The organism is Dickeya oryzae, assembly GCF_009372235.1.
GTDB classification, from domain to species: domain Bacteria; phylum Pseudomonadota; class Gammaproteobacteria; order Enterobacterales; family Enterobacteriaceae; genus Dickeya; species Dickeya oryzae.
Map to the genome: position 1 here is coordinate 347,156 of NZ_SULL01000006.1, position 22,626 is coordinate 369,781.

A 22,626-nucleotide genomic window follows, 5' to 3' on the forward strand; every position below is an offset into this window, starting at 1 on the left:
TTTAGTCGCCGAGCGCATGTTGATGGCGATGCAACAACGCGGTGAGCCGGCCAACCGCATCAATCGCCTCATCCGACACCTGGTGGTCGCGCAACAGTTGCTGGTACTCATCCATTTGTGCCAGTAATCGGGAAAAATGCAGGCTACGATCGCGAGTAGCACCGATGACCTGCTCGGCCGTCGCTCTCATCTGGCGGTGAAATGCGGACAGTGTCGGGCTGACCGGCAGCACCAGCGTCCGCAGGCGCTGGTGCATCATGATAAGCGACAGCGCCAGGCGATATTTGCCGATTTCACCGGGAAACAGGTTGAGCAACAAAAACAGGTGTTGGTACAGCGCGGGCAGGTGGTTCTCCTGACGCCGTGCCGGTCGGGTCGACAACGCCGATACTGCACCAAACACGAACCGGTTAAGTAGTGTACGGCCCGTTTGCTCGCGGGTATTGTCACGAATAAGCAGGATAACGCTCAATGCCAGAATACAGCCAATCACCTGACCAATCGCATTATCCAGAAACTGGGACAGATTAAACTGCATCGGGTTGCTGAGTACCATGATGTTGATGGTACTGGCCAACGCCCCCAACGACCCCAAACGTCGCTTCTGTACCTCAATGCCTATCACAAACGCGACACCACCGAGGCTCAGACACAGTAATAGCAGGCTTTGCTGGGTAGACGGCAACACCAGCATGAACATCAGCGCACCCAGCGGCAATGCCACCAGCGTACCAATCAGAAAATCTTTCGCCGCCACCAGTGGATTGGGTAAGCGCATCGCCAGCGAGGTCACCACCGCCAGCATCACCATACAAACGCTCCCTGATGTCCAGCCGGTCCACAACCAGAACAAGCATCCAAGTCCTGTGGCGACCGTCGTACGCACGCCGTTGATCATGGCATGGTGGGTTTCCGCCGAACTGGCCTTGACCGGGATATCCGCCTCCAGTAATGCCGCTTCACTCTGGCTGATGCGTACGTTAGTTTTCACGCCTTTCGCCAATAATTGGTAGCGTGCCGCCGCCCCCAGCCAGCTCACCAGTGTTGGCGGCAGACTGCGGCTGTGCGCCGCTGCCAGGTGGCGTAACTGCCGTAAACGCCGCTGTACGTCGGCGGGGGTCTCTGCCGGTTGCTCCAGCATCACGGCGATCGCCCCTTTGACGGCGTCTGGGTGGTCTTGCAGCGTCAGGCGGGTTTCGCACGCCTGGGTAATCATGACCCAGGATTGGGTCAACAGCGTGGTTATGCGGCGGCTGGCACCCTGCCAGCGTGACGATTCCATCATCAGTACACTACGCATTCCGTTGATAGCATGCGTTTTACGCACCAGACCGTTCCAGACGGCGTCCAGTTCCTCTTTTGATATGCCATTCACGCAACGTTGCAGTAAGTGATATTGCCCTATCAACAGCTCTTCCACCGCACGGTCGATCTCCTGTTTGATCGATCGGGGTGAAAACAGCAGGTCAGCCAGAATGGCACAAACGATACCCAGCACGATTTCGCTGCATCGCTCCACCGCAAATTGCAAAATACGCAACGGCTCGCTCTGACTGGTCACGACAATAATCAGCGTCGTGTACCCTGCCAGTGCAAACACATAGGCGTTCTCTACTTTTACCAGCGACGAAATCCATACACAGACACCGGCCCACAAGCAGCACAACAGCAGCATCAATGCGGGTGCCCGAACAGTGGCGATGATAATCACCAACGCGCCAATACAGCCGATAAACGTACCGATCACCCTGAGCATGCCACGGTGACGAATGGCACCAGAAAACGGGTCTCCACCAGCCGCAAAAGCCGGCCCCGCCGCCACAATGGCAGCGGTCAATACCGCCCAGCGCGGGGTTTCCAGTTGCAGGTGAAAACCCAGCACCAGCGACAATACGACGGCGGTACTGAGTTTGAACGCAAACCGCAGGCGTAAAAACGCGGGTCTGTTGATCATAAGAAGACTCGCTTAGCCAAACTCACGCAGGCGGTGTAGCAGTTGCAGCAGCGGCGACATCGGCGTGGTGTTGCGGGTATGTTCACCGGTCACCACCACGGTGGCGGTGGTTCCAGCCGGATACAGGTCGCCCCATTGCTGTTCGAGGCGAATTTTTACCGGTACCCGTTGCGCCAGCCGTACCCATTCCAGATTGGAGTCCACCGTCGCCAGGCCTTTGATATCAGAGGAACTGCTGCTGTTGGTGACCCCCGCCGCTATGCTGTCCACCGAGCCGAACAAAATCTGGTTGCTGCCCAGCGGTGTGATTTCCACCCGATAACCGGGGCGTACACCCGCCAGTTTGGTTTCTTCCATGTAGGCCAGCAGATAGAACGAATCTTTCTTCACCAGCGCCACCGCCGTAGAACCACGGGTAATGAACTCACCGGCATGCACATGTAAATTAGTAACCCAGCCATCCGACGGGGCTCTCACCACGGTGCGCACCAGATCGAGCTTCGCCTGTTCCAGTTCAGCCTGTGCCTTCGCCAGTTGGTGCTGTGTGGTCTGCAACGCATTGCCGGATTGTTCTATTTCTTCGCGCGACATCGCCTGCACGCCTAAGTGTAAACGGCGCGCCGATTCTCGTTTTTTCTCATCGACCAGCGCCTGATAATAGCCCACATCAGCCTGAGCCTCTTCCAGAGCCTGCTGGTAACGTGGTTGATCGATAACGAACAACACATCGCCTTGTTTCACCGGCTGGTTATCCTGCACTTTTACCTCGGTCAACAGGCCGCTGACATCGGGGGCTATCGCGACGACATCGGCGCTAAAACGGGCGTCACGCGTCCAGGGAGATTCGGTGTAAAACGACCATACGCGCACCAGTGCTACCGCCGCCAACAACACCAGCAACAGTGTTATTGCCATGCGGCTGAATTTTTTGACCATCACTTTCACAACAGATGTTTTCACAACAACCTCAAAGACCGAAACGGAACAGCAGATAGAACAGGCAGACAAACAGTGCGGTATTAAACAAGGCAGGGTGCCACACCAGGTCATAAATCCCCGTGGGGTGCAGCAGCCGGATGCAGACAAAAAATAACGCCAGCGTCACCAGCAGTACAAAAAATACCGGTGGAAACGACAAACCAAACAGCACCATAACCGGGAGTGAATTCATCCTCTTTTCCTTATATTCCCCATGTCCCCCTTACCACATTCGCCGCTCTCGCCCCGCTGGTAAAACAACGAGGAGACAGTGAAAACAGAATGAACGTCCGTTTCCACCAACAGGGTTGCCGACGCATAAAGACAGAGCATTAACTGAATAATTGCGATGGTGGGTTCTGATGTAATGGGTGTCGCTTACCATGCTACATCAGCGTTTTTAACCCTTTGAAACAACCACAGCAGTGAAGACGGGTAATCGAGGCCACGCGTTGTAGCCAGACAAGCTATATTATGAAACGTTATTATTGTGTTATCTACGCAGCGTGATCTAAATCACTTTTAAGCCAGGGTTAACAATGGAACGATTAAAGAGTATGTCAGTGTTCGCCAAAGTGGTGGAGTTCGGCTCGTTCACCGCCGCCGCACGCCAACTGGCAATGAGCGTCTCCGCCGTCAGTCAGACGGTGACCCGGTTGGAAGATGAGCTACAGGTGAAACTGCTCAACCGCAGCACCCGTAGCATCGGGCTGACAGAGGCGGGCAGGATCTATTATCACGGCTGCCGACGTATGCTGCACGAAGCACAGGAAGTCCATGAGCAGTTATACGCGTTCAATAACACGCCAATCGGTACCTTACGCATCGGCAGTTCCTCCACCATGGCGCAAAACGTACTGGCTACGATGACCACAGAAATGCTCAAGGAATACCCCGGCTTATCGGTTAATCTGGTGTGCGGCATTCCGGCGCCGGACCTGATTGCCGATGGACTGGATATCGTTATTCGGGTTGGTGCGTTACAGGACTCCAGCCTGTATAGCACTCGCCTTGGTTCGATGCCGATGGTGGTGTGCGCCGCCAAAAGCTATCTGGCGCAGCATGCCGCGCCAGAAAAGCCCGGTGATGTGAGCAACGCGTCCTGGCTCGAATACAGCGTTCGCCCGGACAGCGAATTCGAACTGATCGCCCCGGAGGGCATCACCACCCGGCTGACGCCGCAAGGGCGCTTCGTCACCAATGACCCGGTTACGCTGATTCGCTGGCTGAAAAACGGCGCTGGCATCGCTTATATGCCGTTAATGTGGGTATTTGAAGAGATCAAACGTGGAGAGATAGAGATCCTCTTTTCGCGCTACCACTCCGATCCACGCCCGGTATACGCACTTTATACCCGCCGCGACAACCTGCCGCTAAAAGTACAAGTGTGCATCAACTACCTGACTGAGTACTTCAACAAGGTGGCGCTGATTTATCAGGGATACCGGCAGGAGCACCCGCAAACCGGGCTACCGCAGAAATAACGCAGGCCGCGCAAAGGCGGCCTGCATTCATACTATTATTTGCATAACCATTATCTACATAACTATTAGTTACATAACTTCTGGTTGCATCACGTCTGGTTGTATCGCTTCACTCAGGCGGTACCGCCTACCGTAATGCTATCCAGCTTCAACGTTGGCTGACCGACGCCTACCGGCAGGCTTTGCCCTTCTTTGCCGCACACCCCGACGCCTCTATCCAGCGCCAGATCGTTGCCGACCATCGAGATCTGCTGCATGGCCTCAATACCGGAGCCAATTAACGTCGCCCCTTTCACCGGCGTGGTCACGCGTCCTTTCTCAATCAAATACGCTTCAGACGTGGAGAACACAAATTTACCGGAGGTGATATCCACCTGACCACCGCCAAAATTCGGCGCATACAGGCCATATTCCACGCTGGCGATAATCTCCTCGGGGGTCGATTGACCTGCCAGCATGTAGGTGTTGGTCATCCTTGGCATCGGCAGATGTGCATAAGACTCGCGGCGGCCGTTGCCGGTCGGCGCGACACCCATCAAACGGGCATTCAGTTTATCCTGCATGTAGCCTTTGAGAATGCCGTTTTCGATCAGCACATTGTATTGACCGGGAACGCCTTCATCATCCATCGCCAGTGAACCGCGACGCCCTTCCAGCGTGCCATCATCCACCACCGTACACAGCTCGGACGCCACCAATTTACCGACCTGACCGCTGAACACCGAGGTACCACGACGGTTAAAATCGCCTTCCAGGCCGTGCCCGACCGCTTCGTGCAACAGCACACCCGGCCAGCCTGCGCCCAGCACCACCGGCATCGACCCGGCAGGTGCCGCGACCGCCGACAAATTGACCAGCGCCATACGCACCGCTTCTTTAGCCCAGGCTTCCGCCCGCGCTTCACCATCGGCCTGCTGCCAGAAATAATCGTAACCGGTACGTGCACCACCGCCGCTCGAACCACGTTCACGACGGCCTTCCTCTTCCACCAACACACTGACGGATAAGCGTACCAACGGACGGACATCCGCCGCCAGCGTGCCGTCGGTAGCGGCCACCAATACCAGTTCATACACGCCGGTTAAACTGGCGGTGACTTCCTGTACGCGCGAATCGGCCGCTCGGGCGGTGGCGTCAACGCGTTGTAACAGGGCAATCTTATCTTCACGACTCAGACTATCCAGTGGGTTGGCCTGTGGGTACAGGCCGCGATGCGGCACCTCACCCAGCGTTTTCACCGTGCCGTTGCCCTGCTCACGCACAATGCTGCGTGCCGCCTGCGCGCTTTGCTGCAACGCATTGAGCGTTATCTGGTCAGCGTAGGCAAAACCGGTCTTTTCCCCGCTGATAGCGCGGATCCCGACCCCTTGGTCGATATGATAAGAACCGTCCTTGATAATGCGGTCTTCCAGCACCCAGGACTCGTGGTAGCTCGACTGAAAATACAGATCGGCGTAATCAAGACGCCGCTCACTCAACGTGCCCAGAATGGACTGTAAATCCTGATGGCTCAGTTTATTGGCCGTGAGTAATTGCTCACTGACAAATGTCAGACTCATAGAATGTCACTCTTATTGTCAATGTCATCAGATAACCAGACCGCCGTTACTGGCCTGCCGCACCGGCGGCGTTGGCTTTTTGCGGTTCACGCACTACTTCCTGAATCTTCGGTTGATCCACACTACCGGAAATGTGGTAACGAATCAGGGAAATTTTACTCCACAGCGGCCCCAGCACTTTACTGGCGGCAAAAACCGCCGCCCCGATAACCGGGTTCACCGCAAAGGCCGTGGCCACACCGACGGTAGCGGAAATTTCCGGCGCCACTACCGCCTCCATCGAAATATCACGCTTCACCAGGTCAACATCACCTTTCATGGCGATATCCGCTTCGAGGCCGTCCACCAGCAGATTATCGGTGTGTAGCACGCCATCTTTTATCCACGCCGTGCTGCGAACCGAATCAAAGTAAAACCCTTTACCGAACGTATCACTGAAATCAAACTGTAGCTTACGCAGCAGTGCATCGAAACTCACCAGACGTAATAATTGCCCGGCCTGACCGGTGCCGACGTTAACAATCTCACCCTTGCCGATATCGGTTTTCAAAATACCGCTCAGGCTCGGGATATGCGGGGCCCACGGCGAGCCGCGCCAGTACAGGTCATAGTCGATTTTGAACGCCCCAGCGCGCAGCGGTGTTGCCAGCCCCAGCCAGTCGGCGTTATCACTCAGGTTGTTGCCAGACAACTGTCCTTTTATCGCCGTGCGGGTGCCTTCGCCGCTTTCCTGCCAGCTGCCATCCAGCGTTAATTTGGCTTTGCCGTTATCAACTACCCCATTGGTCAGCACCAGCTTGTTGGGTTCCGGTTGTAATGCGCCTCTCACCTGCCCGATATTCTGCCCCATCAGCCAGCATTCACGGCACTCAAACTGCAGTGCCGGTAGGTCTTCAAAGCGAATACTGGGATCGTTGAGCGGTGATTTTTTCTCCGCCAGCGCGGCTGGGTTAGTGGTATCGTCCCCTTGCCATTGCGGGTTGTAATACAGATAGCGCACATCGCTGCGCCACTGCCCGGCAGCGGGAATCAGCAATCGGCCGTCAATCTCCCTACCAGTAGCGGTGATTTCACGGCCGCCGTTCTGGGTACGACTGGTAAACATCAGGTCATGCCACTGCTGGCCCAGCACCTTCAATTCCGGCGTCGTCAGCACTACCCGCTCCGGCCACTGGAAACGGCTGGCTCCTGCCTGCGTGCCAGCGGCGTTGCGCACACCGGGCAACAGCGCCAGCCAGCGCTCGCCGTCCAACGGCGGCAATGCCAGTGTCAGCGATGAGTCGTCCGGCAGCGAAGGCGGTTTCGCACCTTCCTGCCAGGCGGCTCGCACCAGCATGACTTTGCTGTCTTTCAGCAGCCACTGGCTGTTGAAGGACTGTTTTTTACCCAGGGTACCGCCAAGCGAGAAGCCACGCTCATCCCCTTTGGCATTCACCTGCAGCCCCAGTGCGCTGCCTCCCGCTTTATTCAAGGGCGAAGGTAAGTGGCTACTTACTTCTTTGAGATCACCCTGCACGGCAACGTCATAACTGGCGGGGCCGCGACGTGGCAGAGTGACCTGTACGGTGCTCTGCCAGCCGGTATTGCCGTCTAACGATGCGGCTACCGGTTTGGGCAGCCCCGGCAGGCGGGACAACGCCCAACTGCCCTGTAACCCGACATTCACCAGAAACGCCTTTTCCTGCTCCTGGGTCGAAAAGTTGAACGTGAGCGGCTGATCAAGCCAGCGCGCCTGCAACGTCTGGCTGGCAAGATTACCGTTATCGTAGTGGAATCGCCCGCTGACTGACTGGAGTGAGACATCCAATGGCTTGATAAACAGCGGGTTATTATTTAACGCAACATCGCCACTGGCTTTTACCTGCCCACCATTGAGCGGAATATCCAGATGCAGGTTCCCCTGAACCTCTCCGCCAATCTGAATTTGCGTCAGCGCGCTGCCAATCGAATCCTTCACGGGTGTTTGAGCGAAGTAATCGCTCACTTCTTTACCGCTTCCGCTGATATCACCGTCGATCAACAGCTTCTCTTTGCTGTAATCCGGAATGATGGCGTTGATGTTGCGCCCATCGGCATCGCCCAGCTTTATTTGCGGCGCCAGCATCCACAAGCCGTTGTTAAGGAAATTCAGTGTGATATTCAGGTTATCCAGCGCAGGCCAGCCGGGCTGAAACTCAAAGCGCGATTTCTCAAGTGGCACCCAAACCTGAAATTGCCCTTCCTGATGTTCGAACGGAAACTGCGCCGGATTCCCCGCGAATACCAGTGTGGCGTTGTCCACCTGACCTGATTTGATAGCACCGGTCAGGTAATCCACCAGGCTTTTGCCCATAAAATACTCGGGGTAGTAGCGCCAGGCGTCAGCCGCATCACCAAGCCGGATACCGGCAAGAATATCCAGCCGGGGTTCCCCCTGAGCCGGGTGACGATAATGGAAATCCCCATTGGCCCACAGCGAATGGGAGCGCACGTCCAGCCCCTGCCCCCACAATTCCCAGCCCTGTGCATCATTACGCCAGTCCAGTGTGGCGTTCGCCTGCTGAATATCCAGCGGTGCACGGAACATGTCCTGATACGGTAACGTGCTCTGCGTCAGGCTCACCTGCGTGCGCCCACGCGCCAGACTCCCGGCTGCGTCACCAGAGACATGATTCGCGCCTGGCAGCAATTGCCAGTTTTTCCAACCGACATCCTGCCAGCTCACCTGAAAACGGGTTTGCTCCGGCTGTTGTAACGGAATATCCAACGCTAGCGTGGTCAGTTGCCCTTGCGGTTGCAACGCCTGCCAGCGGGTTTTTAACTCCGGCGTGGTGGTACTGAGCAGTGGCAGCAACGGCCCCAGACGCTCCAGCGCCAGATGACGACCACGAATACGCAACTCAGCGGAGCGATCAGGCCCCAGCAGTTGGGTATCTTCCGGTAGCCACAGCGCAGACAGTTGCCCTTTCGGCCACGCGACACCGTCGGTGGACAGATTCAGCGACGGTACATCCAACTGCCAGCCGTTCTGGTAACGACCGACGTGCAACGCCAGGCCGTTAACCCCTAACTGATGCAATGTGTCGCCATCGCGCCAACTGGCATCCCCTTGATTGAGCAGTAGATCGCCGCCGTAGATATCGCCTTCTCGCACCTGCAACCAGGCGGCCAGACTGAACCTGGCACTCTCCAGACCGGTGTTACTGCGGATCCAACGGCCCAGCCACGGTTTCATATCGATGTTATCGGCTTGCAGATACACCACGCCGTTATTCAGCCAGCCCTGTTCATCGCGCAAATCCATGCGGACCTGCACCACACCGTGTTGGCCATTGAAACTCGATAAACTAATCTGCCCTTCCGCACGGTGCCGGTTTTTACCGTTCAGCCAGGTCAATTGGGGGATTTGTAACTCAGCCTGAGTGCCCGCCGGAGTCAGAAAGCGGATGCGGCTATTGCGTAGATCGAAGTGATCGAACTGGCGCAGAAACAGTGAGCCAAGTTGATCCGGCTCCCAGCTGCGGGTGCGCTGTCTCTCAGGGTCGATCGTTTTTTTGAGGTCGAGTTGCAGGTGATAAAACGTAAGATCGCGGAATTTCCACTTCAAATGCAGCAATGACTGCCAGACATCCAGCGCCACTGAAATGCGTTCGGATTGCCACTCGGCATCGGGATGATGAATACGCAGGTTAGTGATATCCAGCGTCGGCCCAAAGGTTTCCCAACTGCCGCTGAGGCTATCCACCTCCATCGGCAAACCGGTGGCAGACTGCGCCCAGGCCACGATCTGTGGCCGGAAAGTATCCAACGTCGGCAGCACCATTCTCAGGCCGCTGACCAGCAACGCGGCCAGCACAACCAGAATGGCCCCCGTCGCTGCTACTATTCCAGGCAATCGCTTTATGCCGGGCAGTCGCCTCACACCTGTCTCCTTCATTATTCATCACCGGCGACGAGCGAAAACCGTCACAGAGAAAACCCGTCAACCGGTATCCGGCGACGGGCGGCATGACGTTACATCATGACCACATCAAACTGTTCCTGACTGTACAGGGGTTCTATCTGAACCTTGACCTGTTTGCCAACGAAAATTTCCACTTCCGCCAGCGCATGTGATTCGTCGCTTTTCAGTGCCTCGCCCACCGCAGGTGAAGCGTAGACCAGGAAACGATCAGAGTCATAGGCATGATGCACACGCACGACTTCGCGCATGATTTCATAGCACACGGTTTCCACGGTTTTGACCGACCCACGACCATGGCAGGTTGGACACTCGCTGCATAACACATGTTCTATGCTCTCACGGGTGCGCTTGCGCGTCATCTCCACCAGTCCCAATTGAGAGAAGCCGCTGATACCTGTTTTGACCCGATCCTTGCTGAGTGCCTGCTCCAGCGAATGCAGTACGCGGCGGCGGTGATCTTCATTCGCCATATCGATGAAATCGATGATGATAATGCCACCCAGATTGCGTAGCCGAAGCTGACGAGCAATCGCCTGCGTCGCTTCGATATTGGTGTTAAAAATGGTTTCGTCCAGATTGCGGTGACCTACAAACGCACCGGTATTGATGTCGATGGTAGTCATCGCTTCCGTCTGGTCGATAATCAGGTAGCCACCGGATTTCAGTTCCACTTTGCGATCCAGCGCCCGTTGAATCTCGTTTTCGACATCGTACAGGTCGAAAATCGGCTGTTTGCCGCTGTAGTGCTCCAGCTTGCTGGTCATTTCCGGGATGTATTCCGCGGTGAATTCCAGCAGGGAATCGTACGTCAGCTTCGAATCAACGCGGATGCGATCCAGCGATGCACCGGCAAAATCCCGCAAAATACGGTGCGCCAGCGCCAGCTCGCCATATAATTTGCACTTGGTCTGGTTGCGTTTTTTACGCTCCATCACCTTGGTCCACAGGCGCTTGAGGAACGCCGCGTCCTGTGCCAGTTCTTCTTCGCCCACGCCTTCGGCGGCGGTACGGATGATAAAACCGCCCTGCTCATCGCAGTAATCGGCCACCGTCTTTTTCAGGCGCTCGCGCTCAGCTTCACTTTCAATACGCTGAGAAACGCCGACATGCGAAGCCCCCGGCATGAAAACCAGATAACGCGACGGCAACGTGATATCGGTGGTCAGGCGCGCCCCCTTAGTGCCAAGCGGGTCTTTCACCACCTGTACCATCAAATCCTGCCCCTGACGCACCAGCTCGGCGATATCGCGTACATGAAAGTTTTTCTGCTCGTCACCCGCTACGCATTCGGTATGCGGCATGATATCGGACGCGTGCAGAAACGCCGCCTTATCCAGACCGATATCGACGAAGGCAGCCTGCATCCCCGGCAACACACGGCTGACGCGGCCTTTATAAATATTGCCGACGATCCCGCGCCGGGCTTCACGTTCAATATGGATTTCCTGCAAGATGCCGCCGTCAATATAGGCAACACGCGTTTCTGAAGGGGTAATATTTACCAGCAATTCAGCGGTCATGGGTTCCTCGTTCTTTACGCTGTGCAGAAAAATGTGTGAACAATTCAAGCGTTTCCACCAATGGCAACCCTACCACGGCGTGGTAACTCCCGAAAATCGATTTAACGAAACATCCGCCTTTTCCCTGAATACCGTAAGCGCCCGCTTTATCCATCGGTTCGCCGCTGGCGATATAGCGTCTGATCTCGTCATCGGCAAGCGTGCGGAATTGCACCTCGGTGACGACACGCGCCGATACGCTCTCACTGCGGTCTGCCAGCGTCAGCGCTGTCATCACCTGATGACGCTGACCCGACAACGACCGCAGAATGCGAACAGCATCGTCTTCATCCCGGGGCTTTTCCAGCACCTGACCGTTTAGCACCACAATCGTATCCGCACCCAGCACTGGCAAATCCAGCGGTGCCGCCGCGACGCCAGCCGACGCCTTGTCGTGCGCCAGACGGCTGACATACTGTTCTGGCGCTTCACCGGGCTGACGTTGCTCGGCGACATCAATCTTTACGATATCGAACGACAACTCCAGCAGGGTTAGCAACTCTCGACGGCGGGGCGACGCAGAAGCCAGATACAGATCGATCATCACATTTCTCTTATTATTTTCTGGTTATTGAATAGCAAACTGGCGACGAATCTTGCGCATCAGCAGGAACAGCCACGGCCACAACACCCCATCGACCACACTATTCCAGAAAATTTCCGGTCGTAAAGAGACATTGATCACCAGGAACTCAGCCCAGAACACCACTAAATCCAGTACCAGTGACAGCAGCATAACGATCAACGCCTGCTGCCATAACGCCATGTTACGGAACAACTGGAATTTGAACGCCACCAGATAGGCGACGATGCTAAGCCCCAACGCCCGAACCCCCAGCGTAGAACCGAGAATCAGGTCGGTAACCATGCCCAGAACAAACCCGGTTCCGACGTTAACCCGGTGCGGCAACGCCATCACCCAGTAAATCAACACCAGCGTCAGCCAGGAAGGACGGTACATGTAAAGATCGTCCGGCCAGGGCATGATCTGCAAGACCATCGCGACCAGAAAAGAGAGCCAGATAATCCAGTAACCTTGACGATGATAGCTACTCATCGGTTTCCTCCCGACGTAGCGGGCGCAGGCGTCGTTCCCTGTGGCAGCGTCGCCTGATTCATCGGTTTAGATGGCGCATTACCATTCGTTTTCACGGATGAGGATCTCGTCGGTGACGCTTTCGCTGGAGCAGCTTTCGCAGGCGGTGCGGGCGGGCCGACAAAATCAGGCGCTGACGTATTGGCTGACGCCGGCGCAGGTGGCCCCATTTCTTCCGGCGATGGTAGTACGTGCGGCATCATCTGCATCAGACGCTCATTCGCCACCTGATGCACCTCATCTGGCGGCAACGCAGCACGGGAATTGCTGTCTACACCCCACATCAGCAACAGATAACGCAAACGCTGCAATTCAGCGGTCGGATGTGCCTGAATCACCGTATAAGCACGCTGAGTATCCACCTTCACGGACGAGACCACAGCGACTGGGTACCCTTCAGGAAAACGTCCTCCCAAACCGGAGGTGACCAGCACATCGCCCACCCGGATGTCGGTATTGTTGGGCAGGTGTTCCAGTTGCAAATCTTCGTTGCAGCCATTACCGGCGGCGATAACGCGAATATCGTTGCGCAGCACCTGAATCGGCAACGCATGAGAAGCGTCACAAATCAGCAGTACACGGCTGGTAAATTGCCCTACGGCGACAACCTGCCCCACCACACCTTTATCACTGATGACTGGCTGCCCTTCGTACACACCGTTGACATTCCCTTTGTCGATCACCACTTGATCACTGTAAGGGTCGGTACCCGAGGAGAGCACCTGCGTGACCATCTTTTGCTCTTCCTGACGCAGCGGGGAACCCAGCAGTTCACGCAAACGGGCGTTTTCCTGACGGAATTGCCCCATCAACAACAGATCGCTGTTTTTCAGCAACAATTCCTGGCGCAGCGCTGTGTTTTCACGCTCCAGTTGCTCGCGGGAGGTCAGATCGGCAGACAGTTTATCCAGCATGGCACGCGGGCCATTAGCCAGAAAATAGAAGGGGCTGACGGCAGTGTCCATGTACGTTCTGATTTTGACAAACGTACCGAGCCGACTGTCAGCAAAGATAATCACAATTGCGGTAATGACAGTAAGAAAAAGGCGCAGTTGCAGGGAGGGGCCCCGGCTAAAAATCGGCTTCATAAAATTGCGTATTCCTCGACAATAAAAAGGGGGCTACCACGCGGGATGAATCCAACAGATTTTCATCCATGCGATAGGTCCCCCTTATTTATTCTGGCCGGTTTATTCTTCGCTGAACAAATCGCCGCCATGCATGTCGATCATTTCCAACGCTTTACCACCGCCGCGCGCTACGCAGGTCAACGGGTCTTCCGCCACTACGACCGGAATGCCGGTTTCTTCCATCAGCAGGCGATCGAGGTTGCGCAGCAACGCGCCACCGCCGGTCAACACCATACCACGCTCAGAAATATCGGACGCCAGTTCCGGCGGGCACTGCTCCAGTGCCACCATGACGGCGCTAACGATACCGGTCAGCGGTTCCTGCAACGCTTCCAGAATTTCATTGGAGTTGAGGTTGAAACCGCGTGGTACGCCTTCTGCCAGGTTACGACCGCGCACTTCGATTTCGCGCACTTCGTCGCCCGGATAGGCAGAACCGATTTCATGCTTAATACGTTCAGCGGTCGCTTCACCGATCAACGAGCCGTAGTTACGGCGTACATAGTTGATGATGGCTTCATCGAAACGGTCACCGCCGATACGCACAGAGGAGGAGTACACCACGCCGTTCAGGGAGATCACCGCGACTTCGGTCGTACCACCACCGATATCCACCACCATAGACCCGGTTGCTTCAGATACCGGCAACCCTGCACCGATTGCGGCCGCCATCGGTTCCTCGATCAGGAACACTTCACGGGCACCAGCGCCCTGAGCGGATTCGCGGATGGCACGACGTTCAACCTGGGTTGCGCCTACCGGCACACACACCAGCACACGCGGGCTCGGGCGCATAAAGCTGTTGCTGTGCACCTGCTTGATGAAATGCTGCAGCATTTTTTCGGTAACGAAGAAATCTGCGATCACACCGTCTTTCATCGGACGAATGGCTGCAATATTACCCGGTGTACGGCCCAACATTTGTTTGGCGTCATGACCAACGGCGGCCACGCTTTTAGGAGAACCAGCGCGATCCTGGCGAATAGCCACCACGGAAGGCTCGTTCAGTACAATGCCTTGTCCTTTTACATAAATCAGGGTATTGGCTGTACCCAGGTCGATGGACAAGTCGTTGGAAAACATGCCACGAAATTTCTTAAACATAACTAAAGGATAATCCTGCAAGCTGGGGGCGGAAATGAAATCCGCTTACTGTACCAACCACACGCAGCAGCGACAAGGCGCTAACCGGCTCTGCTACGGTGAAAAAATGATGTTTACGTAAATTGCCATGATAATGAATGCCTGCAGAACGGCGATCCTTCTGGCAGCGACTGGAGTTCTCACGAGCTGCCCCCGAAAATTGCACGAACCACCGACATAAAATCTAACATTTTCGTGCACGCCAGCCTGTTCAGCAAACCGGTCAGCGACGCTATGGCGCCGATATTCTACGCTAGTTTATTCGGATTTTGGCATCAAACATGTGTGCGTGGTGAATATTTTTTCAGCGTGTTACTCACTGGTTCCGACAACGCGAACAGATCCCCCTGTCCACCGCAAACGCCTTTATTCAGCAACGTCTGCCACTCTTCACACGTACGCACGCCAGAGGCAAACACATGGGCGTTTGTGCCCTTGCACGCTTCGGTCAGGCTGCTGACAAACAGCTGATTCTCCGGCCGCTTATCCAGACTACGCACCAACCCCGGATGGAGCTTGATCACCTCCACCTGTAACGACTTGATGTAGGCGGTGCTGACCAGCGTCAGCCCGGCCTGAGTCACCGCCAGTCGGCAACCTAGACCCGTAATCATCGCCACTATCGGACGCAAACGGCCGATATATTGACACACATCCGCCTCGGCAAGTTCAAACAATAATCGCGTACGTTGCTTTTTCGGACACTGGAGTAAGGTTTCGCGCAGCCAGCTCAGGAACGGCCGTTGCAACAGCGAATCCACCGTAATAGGGAAAGCCAGTACCGAATCCTGCCAGCTGACGGTCAGGGCAATCACCCGGCTGATCAACTGCCGGTCATAACCGGAGGTCAGGCCAAGCTGACGCACCAGCGGCATGTACTCAGCCTCCAGCAGTTCCTGGGTGCCATCATAAATTCTGCTAAACATTTCCCGGTGGTGTACCTCGCCTTCACGGGTAATAGCCGGTTTTTGATACAGACGCGGCCCGCCACGCAACAAGGTGTGTTCCAGTAGCGTTCGCCACCTCACGCTACCCCGGCCTTTTTCCGGCACCCGTCGGTCATACACACACCATCCATTCCCCCCTTGTAATACCGCGTTACGGGTCGCGTCCTCCACACTTTCCATTACCTGTTCGGTGCTTTGCCCGCCATGGTAGGCGGAAATGCCAATGTGCAAAATATCTTCCCGATCGATAAGCGAGGTCGTCGGCAAGATATCGATGGCTTTCACCAGTTGGCTGGCGATATTATCCGCTTCTTTCAGGTTGCAATGCGGCAACAGTACCGTGAAATCGCTGTGGTAATAGCGCGCCAGCAGCGCAGCGGGGTAGCGTAAAACAAACGTAGACAACAGGTTAATCAGGGTATTGCGATATTCATCCAGCACACCGCCATAACCGTGTGTTTCCTGCAAGGTGTCAAAGTCTGGCAGGCGGATCATCATCACCACACCATGGGTGCCGACATCTTCCGTGTCGTCCAGTTGCGTAGCGAGCTGATTTTCAAAAAATAACCGATTATTCAAGCCGGTTTGGGAATCCTGCGCTGCGAATGATCGAATCAGAGTATCGACCCGGCTACGGGCCTCACGCGCTTCCGCCAAATCCAGCAGCAACTGGTCCAACGCGCCACTGGCCATCGCTGGCCACTCATGCACCGAGCCATGCATCACGGTATCGCGCTCACCGGCCAGAATCCGCCGGGCGCGGGCCTCTAACTGTTCCTGCCCAGCCATCTGCCGTCGCAGCCAGCGCACGCCATGAAAGACGATTATCGCAATCAGCAGTATCGTCAACACAATCGACAACGTGGATTTAAGATAGCGTGGCATGCCAAATAACGGATCAACGTAGGTGACGTTGACCCTGACGTCCGCGTGGTGCAACAGCGATAAGCTGGTGTGACGGTACAGCAAGGCTCGCTCCCCACCTTCAGACATCATTTCTGGTAACCGTAGCCAGTAGAGCCGTTCATGGCCGTCGCGCAGTTCCAGTTCCACAATGCCAGCCGCCTTCATCACCGCGGGCAACCAGAACTGGATATTATCGGGGGCCTGAACCAACAGAGCCTGATCAATGCTCGCCGCCACGGCCCTGAGCTGATGATCCATACGTTGCTGGCTATAACACACAAAACTAAAAATGCTACTGGCCAACACCAGACCCACGGCCAGTGTCGTCAGCAGCGTCATTACTATTGATATTCTGGCAGTCAACCCCATCCCTGCGCCTAACTCCGTATCAATGAATTGAAAAGTGCTTTCATGAGAGACTTTGTGTGTTGTTTGCGATTTATCAGTTCGCATACTACCCGTTACAAATATAGTCCTTAAATGATTTACCTCTATTTTTGTCCCCGATAAGGAGAGTTTTTATGCGCGCAATCGTGCTCGGGCAGCAAGATGGCCAGACGGTGGCCAACGTTAGCACTATTGAACCATCACAATTACCTGATGGCGATGTCACTGTCGACGTCGATTGGTCCGGCATTAATTATAAGGATGCATTGGCGATTACTGGCAAAGGTAAAATCATTCGCCAGTTCCCGATGGTGCCGGGCATCGATTTTGCTGGCACCGTGCGTCACAGCGCTCATCCGGATTTTCAGGCCGGGCAGTCTGTGGTACTGACCGGTTGGGGCGTGGGTGAAAATCATTGGGGTGGTCTGGCAGAACAGGCTCGCGTCCAGGCTGACTGGCTGGTGCCATTGCCACAGGGCCTGACACCGCGTCAGGCGATGATCATCGGCACCGCCGGGTTTACCGCGATGCTGTGCGTGATGGCGCTGGAAGAAGGGGGCGTCACCCCGGCGAGTGGCGATGTGGTCGTCAGCGGTGCCAGCGGCGGCGTCGGCAGCACGGCTATTGCGCTGTTGCATGCGTTGGGATATCAGGTAACAGCTATCAGCGGCCGGGCGGACAATAGCGCCTATCTGCAGCAACTTGGTGCCCATCAGGTACTGGACCGTACAGAATTCGCCGCAGCCGGTCGTCCACTGGAAAAACAGCGTTGGGCAGGGGCTATCGACACGGCAGGCGACCAGGTACTGGCAACGCTGCTGGCCCAAATGCATTATGGTGCCACCGTTGCCGCCTGCGGGCTGGCGGCTGGCGTCTCACTACCCACCACGGTGATGCCATTCATTCTGCGCAACGTGCGCCTGCAAGGTGTCGATTCGGTGATGACGCCACGCGCACGCCGTCATGAAGCCTGGCGTCGTCTGGCAACACTGCTGCCAGCCTCCTTCTACGAGCAGGTGACTCAGGAAATCTCGCTGGAGCAGGTTCCCGCCACCGCCGCTGCGCTATTGGAAAATCGGGTAACCGGCCGTACGCTGGTGCGCATCAGTAGCGCACACTGAAACCCCTCAGGACGGGCCATCTCTCGCCCGTCTTTATTCCTATTTTGTAAAAACCGGTAAAATATACCGCCCGCTAAAAAAGAACGATTCCCCGCCACATTATTTCACCGCATACTGCTTCCACGCCCATTACTCACCAGCAGGGCGTAGCGTTAACGCGAATCCCCAGCCTGACACCAATAATCAAAAGCGGGAGTTCACCATGTCCAGACATCGCAAACTGACTGGCGCCGACGTGACGCCAGAATCACTGTTCTATCAGCGCCGCACCATTCTTAAGGCGTTGGGGCTGACCGCCGCTACGCTGAGCCTGTCGCCCGCCGCCCGCGCCGACCTGCTCAACTGGTTCCAGGGAAAACGAGCCCCTGCCGCCCCACCCGGCAAGCCGCTGACATTTAGCCAGCCACCGCAGTGGCCCCCTGATCTGGCGCTAACGCCGGAAGACAAAGTCACCGGTTATAACAATTTCTATGAATTCGGTCTGGATAAAGCCGACCCTGCCGCTAACGCGGGTGGTCTCAAGACTGAAGGATGGACGGTGCGGATCGACGGTGAAGTCGCCAAACCCATCACGCTGGATATCGACGATATTCGCCGCCGTTTCCCGCTGGAAGAACGCATCTACCGTTTTCGCTGCGTCGAAGCCTGGTCGATGGTGATCCCGTGGGTCGGGTTTGAGTTATCTCAATTGATAAAACTGGCTGAACCGACCAGCCATGCCCGTTATGTCGCTTTTCAAACCCTGTATGACCCGGCACAAATGCCCGGCCAAAAAGATAGCTTTATGGGGGGAGGTCTCGATTACCCCTATGTCGAAGGGTTGCGTTTAGACGAAGCCATGCACCCGCTGGCCTTCCTGGCCGTTGGTGTTTACGGCAAGACGCTGCCACCGCAAAACGGTGCGCCGATACGGCTGGTCACACCGTGGAAATACGGCTTCAAGAACATAAAGTCCATCGTGCATATCAGCCTGACACGTCAACAACCGCCCTCAACCTGGAATCTGGCGGCACCTAATGAGTACGGGTTTTATGCCAACGTTAACCCTAATGTCGATCATCCTCGCTGGTCGCAAGCCAGTGAACGGGTCATCGGTGCCGGTGGGTTACTGAACGTTCAGCGTCAGCCGACGTTATTGTTCAACGGCTATGCCGATCAGGTCGCCTCGCTGTATCAGGGGCTGGATTTACGGGCCAACTTTTGATCGCCTCAACCTATGACTCCCGCCGCGCTGCGGGCATTCATCCCTATATAGGAACATGACGGTATGCGTCTGACCTCCCGACACATCATCGCCCTGAAAGTCGTGCTGCATCTGGCGGCGTTCCTGCCGCTACTCTGGCTGGTATTCGCCGTTAATCAGGGTGCATTCAGCGCCGATCCGGCAAAAGATATCCAGCATTTTACCGGCCGGATGGCACTGAAACTGCTGCTGGCGACACTGATGGTGACACCGCTGGCACGCTACGGTAAACAGCCGCTGCTGATCCGCTGCCGCCGTCTGCTGGGGTTGTGGTGTTTCACCTGGGCCTGCCTGCATCTGCTCAGCTATGCGCTGCTGGAGTTAGGGGTTAATCATCTCGATTTGTTGGGAAAAGAGATTCTTCTGCGTCCTTATCTGATGCTCGGCATGGTCAGTTGGCTGATACTGCTGGCATTAACCGTGACCTCCACCCAGTCAGCACAGCAAAAACTGGGATCAGGCTGGCAAAAGCTGCACAATCTCATTTATCTTGTCGCGATCTTAGCCCCTGTTCATTATCTTTGGTCGGTAAAATCGCTATCGCCATTACCGATCATGTACGCTTCCGTTGCCGTCATATTACTGCTTTTTCGCTACCAGAAGTTGCGTCGATGGCGTCGTTAATCAGCACTATCTGTACCCAGAAGACGGTATTTTTCGCGTATTTTCGTAAATTTTTGTCAATAGCGTCGCGGGTAACTCCGCAGATAAGACCAGTATTTGGCTGCTAACTGCTACGATATAGCTATAATGTTCAAACTGTGCGGATGGAAAGGGACATTTTCGCTCCGCAAAGGGTGACAAACGGATAGCTTCGCGTTATGTTGTGCGCCACTGAGCCAATCGAGGGAGATAGCAGCACAATGGCAGACAAGTTTCACATTTTGCTCCTTAACGGTCCAAACCTGAATCTGCTGGGAACCCGTGAGCCGGATAAATACGGTCATACGACGCTGGCGGAGATCGTGAGCCGATTGGAACAAGATGCGGCAGCGCTGAACGTGCAGCTTTCCCACCTGCAGTCAAATGCGGAACATGAGCTGATTGACCGTATCCATCAGGCCAGAGGAAACACTGACTTCATTCTGATTAACCCGGCAGCATTTACCCACACCAGTGTGGCGCTACGGGATGCTCTGTTGGCGGTCGCCATCCCGTTTATCGAGATCCACCTGACTAACGTGTACGCACGTGAACCTTTCCGTCATCACTCTTACCTGTCTGATGTGTCAGCTGGGGTGATCTGCGGTCTGGGGGCAGATGGATACCATTATGGTTTACAGACGGCGGTAAAACGCCTGTCAACGTCCAATTAACCATTTCCAATTAACAAGAGTACGGAACCACATTCATGGATATTCGTAAAATCAAGAAACTGATCGAACTGGTTGAAGAATCCGGCATCGCCGAACTGGAAATCTCCGAAGGTGAAGAGTCGGTACGCATCAGTCGTGCTCCGGCACCGGGTAGCTACCCGATGATGCAACAGGCCTACGCACCGATGCCGCAGCAGTTCGCACCAGCGGCCGCTCCGGCAGCCGCGCCAGCCGCTGCTGCTGAAGCCGCCGCACCTGCTGCCATCAGCGGTCACGTGGTACGCTCACCGATGGTAGGTACCTTCTACCGTACGCCGAGCCCGGATGCGAAACCGTTCGTGGAAGTCGGCCAGCAGGTCAAAGTCGGCGATACCCTATGCATCGTTGAAGCCATGAAAATGATGAACCAGATCGAAGCAGACAAAGCGGGTGTGGTGAAAGCCATTCTGGTTGAAAGCGGCCAGCCGGTTGAATTTGACGAGCCATTGGTTGTCATCGAATAACGAGGCTTACCATGCTAGATAAAATTGTCATCGCCAACCGTGGTGAGATTGCGTTGCGCATTTTGCGTGCCTGTAAAGAGCTGGGCATCAAAACCGTCGCCGTGCATTCCACTGCGGACCGCGATCTGAAACACGTATTGCTGGCGGACGAAACCGTGTGTATCGGTCCGGCTCCGTCAACAAAAAGCTACCTGAATATTCCGGCTATTATCGCAGCAGCGGAAATCACCGGTGCAGTGGCTATCCACCCGGGTTACGGTTTCCTGTCTGAAAACGCTGACTTCGCTGAGCAGGTTGAACGTTCCGGTTTTATCTTCATCGGCCCGCGCGCTGACACCATCCGTCTGATGGGCGACAAAGTGTCTGCTATCAGCGCCATGAAAAAAGCCGGTGTTCCCTGTGTACCGGGTTCTGACGGCCCGCTGGGCGACGACATGGATAAGAACCGCGCTATCGGTAAGCGCATCGGTTATCCGGTCATTATCAAAGCCTCTGGCGGCGGCGGCGGTCGCGGTATGCGTGTCGTGCGTAGCGAAAAAGAGCTGGAACAATCGATCGCGATGACCCGCGCGGAAGCGAAAGCGGCGTTCAACAACGACATGGTCTACATGGAAAAATACCTGGAAAACCCGCGTCACGTGGAAATCCAGGTACTGGCCGATGGTCAGGGCAACGCCATTTATCTGGCGGAGCGCGACTGTTCCATGCAGCGTCGTCACCAGAAAGTGGTGGAAGAAGCGCCAGCACCGGGTATTACCTCCGATCTGCGTCGCTATATCGGTGAACGTTGTGCCAAGGCGTGTGTCGACATCAACTACCGTGGTGCCGGTACCTTCGAGTTCCTGTTTGAAAACGGCGAGTTCTATTTCATTGAAATGAACACCCGTATTCAGGTAGAGCACCCGGTAACCGAAATGATCACCGGTGTGGACCTGATCAAAGAGCAGTTGCGTATTGCTGCCGGTCAGCCGCTGTCCATCAAGCAGGAAGAAGTGAAAGTTCGTGGTCATGCGGTGGAATGCCGTATCAACGCCGAAGACCCGAACACCTTCATGCCAAGCCCAGGTAAAATCACCCGTTTCCACGCACCGGGCGGTTTTGGCGTACGTTGGGAATCGCACATTTATGCGGGCTATACCGTACCGCCGCATTACGATTCCATGATCGGCAAACTGATCACTTACGGTGAAAGCCGCGACATCGCCATTTCCCGTATGAAGAATGCGTTGGCTGAGCTGATCATTGATGGCATCAAAACCAACGTGGAATTGCAGATGCGCATCATGTCCGACGAAAACTTCCAGCATGGTGGGACCAACATCCACTATCTGGAGAAGAAACTCGGTCTGCAGTAATT

At 55.5% G+C, this 22,626-nt stretch carries 18 protein-coding genes; 7 read left to right on the forward strand and 11 right to left on the reverse strand.

Features of this window, described 5'->3' with window-relative positions:
* Position 1: 1 nt before the first annotated feature.
* Genes aaeB through aaeX form a run of 3 tightly spaced genes read right to left on the reverse strand, consistent with a single transcriptional unit; the run spans position 2 to position 3,125 of the window.
* On the reverse strand, positions 2-1,954 hold the full coding sequence (gene aaeB / locus FAZ14_RS13510) for a p-hydroxybenzoic acid efflux pump subunit AaeB (RefSeq protein ID WP_038926452.1): 1,953 nt from the start codon (positions 1,952-1,954) through the stop codon (positions 2-4).
* A gap of 12 nt (positions 1,955-1,966) precedes the next feature.
* Positions 1,967-2,890 carry a p-hydroxybenzoic acid efflux pump subunit AaeA gene (gene aaeA / locus FAZ14_RS13515; protein WP_016943113.1) on the reverse strand — a complete coding sequence of 308 codons (924 nt, stop codon included), beginning with the start codon at positions 2,888-2,890 and terminating at the stop codon, positions 1,967-1,969.
* Positions 2,891-2,921: 31 nt separating this feature from the next.
* Positions 2,922-3,125: a p-hydroxybenzoic acid efflux pump operon protein AaeX gene (gene aaeX / locus FAZ14_RS13520; protein WP_016943114.1), complete on the reverse strand. Its 204-nt coding sequence runs from the start codon at positions 3,123-3,125 to the stop codon at positions 2,922-2,924.
* 346 nt (positions 3,126-3,471) lie between these two features.
* Between aaeX and aaeR the strand changes: the two genes are divergently transcribed.
* A complete protein-coding gene (gene aaeR, locus FAZ14_RS13525) occupies positions 3,472-4,416 on the forward strand; it encodes an HTH-type transcriptional activator AaeR (RefSeq protein WP_016943115.1) in 945 nt (314 codons plus the stop codon).
* Positions 4,417-4,529: 113 nt separating this feature from the next.
* On the opposite strand, the gene tldD is transcribed toward aaeR, so the two are convergent.
* The 8 genes from tldD to csrD all read right to left on the reverse strand — a co-directional run bounded on the left by tldD (position 4,530) and on the right by csrD (position 17,068).
* The gene (gene tldD, locus FAZ14_RS13530) at positions 4,530-5,975 is read right to left on the reverse strand and encodes a metalloprotease TldD (protein ID WP_016943116.1); all 1,446 of its coding nucleotides are present in this window, start codon (positions 5,973-5,975) and stop codon (positions 4,530-4,532) included.
* 46 nt (positions 5,976-6,021) lie between these two features.
* Entirely contained in the window at positions 6,022-9,858 is a 3,837-nt protein-coding gene (gene yhdP, locus FAZ14_RS13535; RefSeq protein ID WP_194287078.1) for an AsmA2 domain-containing protein YhdP, read from the reverse strand.
* 110 nt (positions 9,859-9,968) lie between these two features.
* On the reverse strand, positions 9,969-11,438 hold the full coding sequence (rng, locus tag FAZ14_RS13540; protein WP_012883018.1) for a ribonuclease G: 1,470 nt from the start codon (positions 11,436-11,438) through the stop codon (positions 9,969-9,971).
* Complete coding sequence (locus FAZ14_RS13545; RefSeq protein WP_023638705.1) at positions 11,428-12,021, reverse strand: Maf family protein; 594 nt, start codon at positions 12,019-12,021, stop codon at positions 11,428-11,430. The genes rng and FAZ14_RS13545 overlap by 11 nt, the downstream gene beginning before the upstream one ends.
* Before the next feature lie 24 nt (positions 12,022-12,045).
* A complete protein-coding gene (gene mreD, locus FAZ14_RS13550; protein WP_016943119.1) occupies positions 12,046-12,534 on the reverse strand; it encodes a rod shape-determining protein MreD in 489 nt (162 codons plus the stop codon).
* Entirely contained in the window at positions 12,531-13,661 is a 1,131-nt protein-coding gene (gene mreC, locus FAZ14_RS13555) for a rod shape-determining protein MreC (protein ID WP_153508693.1), read from the reverse strand. Before mreC ends, mreD begins: the two co-directional genes overlap by 4 nt.
* Before the next feature lie 102 nt (positions 13,662-13,763).
* The gene (gene mreB / locus FAZ14_RS13560; protein ID WP_016943121.1) at positions 13,764-14,807 is read right to left on the reverse strand and encodes a rod shape-determining protein MreB; all 1,044 of its coding nucleotides are present in this window, start codon (positions 14,805-14,807) and stop codon (positions 13,764-13,766) included.
* 314 nt (positions 14,808-15,121) lie between these two features.
* The gene (csrD, locus tag FAZ14_RS13565) at positions 15,122-17,068 is read right to left on the reverse strand and encodes an RNase E specificity factor CsrD (RefSeq protein ID WP_016943122.1); all 1,947 of its coding nucleotides are present in this window, start codon (positions 17,066-17,068) and stop codon (positions 15,122-15,124) included.
* A gap of 152 nt (positions 17,069-17,220) precedes the next feature.
* Between csrD and acuI the strand changes: the two genes are divergently transcribed.
* The 6 genes from acuI (at position 17,221) to accC (ending at position 22,624) form a co-directional block, all read left to right on the forward strand.
* Complete coding sequence (acuI, locus tag FAZ14_RS13570) at positions 17,221-18,207, forward strand: acrylyl-CoA reductase (NADPH) (RefSeq protein WP_016943123.1); 987 nt, start codon at positions 17,221-17,223, stop codon at positions 18,205-18,207.
* Positions 18,208-18,409: 202 nt separating this feature from the next.
* Positions 18,410-19,411 carry a protein-methionine-sulfoxide reductase catalytic subunit MsrP gene (msrP, locus tag FAZ14_RS13575; RefSeq protein ID WP_153508694.1) on the forward strand — a complete coding sequence of 334 codons (1,002 nt, stop codon included), beginning with the start codon at positions 18,410-18,412 and terminating at the stop codon, positions 19,409-19,411.
* Between the two features lie 63 nt (positions 19,412-19,474).
* A complete protein-coding gene (gene msrQ, locus FAZ14_RS13580; RefSeq protein WP_016943125.1) occupies positions 19,475-20,074 on the forward strand; it encodes a protein-methionine-sulfoxide reductase heme-binding subunit MsrQ in 600 nt (199 codons plus the stop codon).
* Positions 20,075-20,313: 239 nt separating this feature from the next.
* Positions 20,314-20,766 carry a type II 3-dehydroquinate dehydratase gene (gene aroQ, locus FAZ14_RS13585; RefSeq protein ID WP_029456545.1) on the forward strand — a complete coding sequence of 151 codons (453 nt, stop codon included), beginning with the start codon at positions 20,314-20,316 and terminating at the stop codon, positions 20,764-20,766.
* 35 nt (positions 20,767-20,801) lie between these two features.
* Positions 20,802-21,269 (forward strand): acetyl-CoA carboxylase biotin carboxyl carrier protein, encoded by a 468-nt coding sequence (accB, locus tag FAZ14_RS13590; protein WP_016943126.1) that lies wholly within the window; start codon positions 20,802-20,804, stop codon positions 21,267-21,269.
* Positions 21,270-21,280: 11 nt separating this feature from the next.
* On the forward strand, positions 21,281-22,624 hold the full coding sequence (accC, locus tag FAZ14_RS13595; RefSeq protein ID WP_012883007.1) for an acetyl-CoA carboxylase biotin carboxylase subunit: 1,344 nt from the start codon (positions 21,281-21,283) through the stop codon (positions 22,622-22,624).
* Positions 22,625-22,626: the final 2 nt, after the last annotated feature.

What these genes read in the sequence shown, in the direction of transcription:
- acuI (WP_016943123.1), top strand. Translation starts at nt 17,221, where the DNA reads ATGCGCGCAATCGTGCTCGGGCAGCAAGATGGCCAGACGGTGGCCAAC.
- tldD (WP_016943116.1), bottom strand. Translation starts at nt 5,975, where the DNA reads ATGAGTCTGACATTTGTCAGTGAGCAATTACTCACGGCCAATAAACTG.
- mreB (WP_016943121.1), bottom strand. Translation starts at nt 14,807, where the DNA reads ATGTTTAAGAAATTTCGTGGCATGTTTTCCAACGACTTGTCCATCGAC.
- mreC (WP_153508693.1), bottom strand. Translation starts at nt 13,661, where the DNA reads ATGAAGCCGATTTTTAGCCGGGGCCCCTCCCTGCAACTGCGCCTTTTT.
- accB (WP_016943126.1), top strand. Translation starts at nt 20,802, where the DNA reads ATGGATATTCGTAAAATCAAGAAACTGATCGAACTGGTTGAAGAATCC.
- msrP (WP_153508694.1), top strand. Translation starts at nt 18,410, where the DNA reads ATGTCCAGACATCGCAAACTGACTGGCGCCGACGTGACGCCAGAATCA.
- rng (WP_012883018.1), bottom strand. Translation starts at nt 11,438, where the DNA reads ATGACCGCTGAATTGCTGGTAAATATTACCCCTTCAGAAACGCGTGTT.
- aaeB (WP_038926452.1), bottom strand. Translation starts at nt 1,954, where the DNA reads ATGATCAACAGACCCGCGTTTTTACGCCTGCGGTTTGCGTTCAAACTC.
- accC (WP_012883007.1), top strand. Translation starts at nt 21,281, where the DNA reads ATGCTAGATAAAATTGTCATCGCCAACCGTGGTGAGATTGCGTTGCGC.
- mreD (WP_016943119.1), bottom strand. Translation starts at nt 12,534, where the DNA reads ATGAGTAGCTATCATCGTCAAGGTTACTGGATTATCTGGCTCTCTTTT.
- csrD (WP_016943122.1), bottom strand. Translation starts at nt 17,068, where the DNA reads ATGGGGTTGACTGCCAGAATATCAATAGTAATGACGCTGCTGACGACA.
- FAZ14_RS13545 (WP_023638705.1), bottom strand. Translation starts at nt 12,021, where the DNA reads ATGATCGATCTGTATCTGGCTTCTGCGTCGCCCCGCCGTCGAGAGTTG.
- aaeA (WP_016943113.1), bottom strand. Translation starts at nt 2,890, where the DNA reads ATGGTCAAAAAATTCAGCCGCATGGCAATAACACTGTTGCTGGTGTTG.
- aaeX (WP_016943114.1), bottom strand. Translation starts at nt 3,125, where the DNA reads ATGAATTCACTCCCGGTTATGGTGCTGTTTGGTTTGTCGTTTCCACCG.
- msrQ (WP_016943125.1), top strand. Translation starts at nt 19,475, where the DNA reads ATGCGTCTGACCTCCCGACACATCATCGCCCTGAAAGTCGTGCTGCAT.
- aroQ (WP_029456545.1), top strand. Translation starts at nt 20,314, where the DNA reads ATGGCAGACAAGTTTCACATTTTGCTCCTTAACGGTCCAAACCTGAAT.
- aaeR (WP_016943115.1), top strand. Translation starts at nt 3,472, where the DNA reads ATGGAACGATTAAAGAGTATGTCAGTGTTCGCCAAAGTGGTGGAGTTC.